The sequence below is a fragment of the Nonomuraea sp. NPDC001684 genome (assembly GCF_053596515.1).
In genome coordinates this window covers 1-2,728 of sequence record NZ_JBSFGJ010000748.1, presented here as the reverse complement: position 1 = coordinate 2,728, position 2,728 = coordinate 1, and the positions used below count along the sequence as shown (strand labels likewise).

Here is a 2,728-nt window from a genome sequence, read left to right as displayed (position 1 = left end):
AGCGTGCTGCCGAGCGCGGCCGCCGCCGCGCGCACCGCGGCCACGTGCCCCTCGGGCCGGAACCGGCCGGTGGGGCCGGCCACGCTGATCGCGGCGAGCGGCTCGTCGCCGCGCCCCAGCACCGGCGCGGCGACGCACACCAGCCCGACGGCCGACTCCTCCGCCTCGAACGCGACCCCGGTCTCCGTGACGCGCCGCAACTGGCCGCGCAGGATGCTCGGCACGACGACGGTGTGCGGCGTACGCCGTTCCAGCGGCCCGGTCAGCACCTCGCGCCGCAGGTCGGGACCGGCGTACGCGAGCAGCGCCTTGCCGATCGCGGTGCAGTGGAGCGGCATCCGGCCGCCGGTGCGCGAGGGCGCCCTGGCCTGGCGGTGGCCGCCGATCTTGGCGACGTAGACGACGTCGTGCCCCTCGCGCACGCCGAGGTGCACGGTCTCGTGGGTGCGTTCGTAGAGGTCCTGGAGGAACGGCATCGCCAGTTCGAGCAGGCTGCGTTCGAGCGAGGCGAGCATGCCGAGCTCGAACAGGCCGCGGCTGAGCCGGTAGCCGCCGTCGGCGCGGTCGAGCAGGCGGTTGGCGACCAGATCGCCCGACAGCCGGTGGACGGTCGCCTTGTGCAGGCCGGTGCGCCGCACCAGCTCGGCGAGGCTGACGACGCGGTCGTCGGGCCGGAAGGCGCGCAGGATCGTCACCGCCTTGCCCAGCACGGTGTCGAGGTCGGCCCGATCGGTCACCGGCACAGCGTATCGCTGAACGAGACGATGTGCTGGTTGGGGCGGCATCCTGCCTGCACAGTGGGGGGATGAACGAAACCAACGGGCCCACCGCCGCGAGCCCGTCCGACATCGCCGCCGCGGCCGGGCGGCTGGCCGGCGCCGCCGCGTCCGGCGTGCCGTGCGCCCCCGTGCGGGATCTGATCGGCCGCGACGACCTGGCCGCCGCGTACGCCGTCCAGGCCGCGCTGACCGCCTCCCGGCTGGCCGCCGGCGCGCGGATCACCGGACGCAAGATCGGCCTGACGTCGGAGGCGGTGCAACGCCAGCTCGGCGTCGACCAGCCCGACCTGGGCGTGCTGTTCGAGGACATGGCCTACGCCGACGGCGACGCGATCCCGGTCGGCCGGATCCTCCAGCCGCGGGCCGAGGCGGAGATCGCGTTCGTGCTCGGCGCCGACCTGGACGACGGCCCGCTCGACACCCCCCAGGTCCGGGCCGCGATCGAGTACGCCGTCGCCGCGCTGGAGATCTGCGGCAGCCGGATCGCCGGCTGGGACATCTCCTTCGGCGACACGGTCGCCGACAACGCCTCCGCCGGCGCCTACGTCCTCGGGACGGAACGCCGCACCCTCGGCGAGTTCGACCCGGTGGACGTCGCGATGTCGATGAGCATCGGCGGCCAGGAGGTCTCCACCGGCACCGGCGCGGCCTGCCTGGGCGACCCGATCGAGGCGGTCGTGTGGCTGGCCCGCATGGCCCGCGACCTCGGCGAGCCGCTGCGCGCGGGCCAGGTCGTCCTGTCCGGCGCGCTCGGCCCGATGCGGCCGGTCGCCGCCGGCGACATCGTCACCGCCACCCTGTCCGGCCTCGGCACGGTGACGGTCCGCTTCACCGAAGGAGCAGCAGCATGAGCAGGACGAAGGTCGCGATCATCGGCTCGGGCAACATCGGCACCGACCTGATGATCAAGGTGTTGCGCGGTTCGCGTCACCTGGAGATGGGCGCCATGGTCGGCATCGACCCCGCGTCCGACGGTCTGGCCCGCGCCGCCCGGATGGGCGTCCCGACGACGTCCGAGGGCGTGGACGGCCTGATCGCGCTGCCGGGCTTCGACGAGATCGGGATCGTCTTCGACGCCACCTCGGCCAAGGCGCACGAGGTCAACGCCGCCAAGCTGCTCCCGCTCGGCAAGCGGCTGATCGACCTGACCCCGGCGGCGATCGGCCCCTACGTCGTCCCCGCCGTCAACCTCGACGAGCATCTCGACGCGCCCGACGTCAACATGGTCACCTGCGGCGGCCAGGCCACGATCCCGATCGTCGCCGCCGTCAGCCGGGTGGCGCCGGTCGAGTACGCCGAGATCGTCGCGTCCATCGCCTCGAAGTCGGCCGGGCCGGGCACCCGGGCCAACATCGACGAGTTCACCGAGACCACCTCGGCCGCCATCGAGCAGATCGGCGGGGCGCGCCGCGGCAAGGCGATCATCATCCTCAACCCCGCCGACCCGCCGCTGATCATGCGGGACACCGTCCTGTGCCTCGTCGCGGCGCCGGACCCGGCCGTCCACGACGAGATCCGCCGGTCGGTCGAGAAGATGGTCGCCGACGTCGCCGCCTACGTCCCCGGCTACCGGCTCAAGCAGCAGGTGCAGATCACCGAGGTGCCCGCCGACCAGCCGGTGGAGACGCTGCTGGCCGCCGGCGCGGTGCGGCCCACCCACCAGGTGTCGGTGTTCCTCGAGGTCGAGGGCGCCGCGCACTACCTCCCGGCCTACGCCGGCAACCTCGACATCATGACCTCCGCCGGCCTGCGGGTCGCGGAACGCGTCGCCGCACGGAAGGCGGGCCTTCGATGACCACCCCGATCTTCGTCCAGGACGTCACCCTGCGCGACGGCATGCACGCCGTGCGCCACCGCATCGGCCTGGAGGACGTCAAGCGCATCGTCACGGCGCTCGACCGGGCCGTCGCCGTGCGCGACCTCGATCGCGTCGACGCCGGCCCGGTCCA

3 protein-coding genes are annotated in these 2,728 nt (G+C 73.8%); 2 read left to right on the top strand and 1 reads right to left on the bottom strand.

The annotated features are described in order from the left end of the window. Positions 1–737, bottom strand: a 737-nt coding sequence (locus ACWCSD_RS51100) for an IclR family transcriptional regulator (RefSeq protein ID WP_449926893.1), incomplete at its 3' end; no start/stop codon positions are given. A gap of 68 nt (positions 738–805) precedes the next feature. Here ACWCSD_RS51100 and ACWCSD_RS51095 point away from each other — a divergent pair. Further along, positions 806–1,630, top strand: a complete 825-nt coding sequence (locus ACWCSD_RS51095; protein ID WP_449926890.1) for a 2-keto-4-pentenoate hydratase — start codon at positions 806–808, stop codon at positions 1,628–1,630. Continuing rightward, a complete protein-coding gene (locus ACWCSD_RS51090) occupies positions 1,627–2,574 on the top strand; it encodes an acetaldehyde dehydrogenase (acetylating) (protein ID WP_449926887.1) in 948 nt (315 codons plus the stop codon). Before ACWCSD_RS51095 ends, ACWCSD_RS51090 begins: the two co-directional genes overlap by 4 nt. The last annotated feature ends 154 nt before the right edge of the window (positions 2,575–2,728 follow it).

What these genes read in the sequence shown, in the direction of transcription:
- ACWCSD_RS51095 (WP_449926890.1), top strand. Translation starts at nt 806, where the DNA reads ATGAACGAAACCAACGGGCCCACCGCCGCGAGCCCGTCCGACATCGCC.
- ACWCSD_RS51090 (WP_449926887.1), top strand. Translation starts at nt 1,627, where the DNA reads ATGAGCAGGACGAAGGTCGCGATCATCGGCTCGGGCAACATCGGCACC.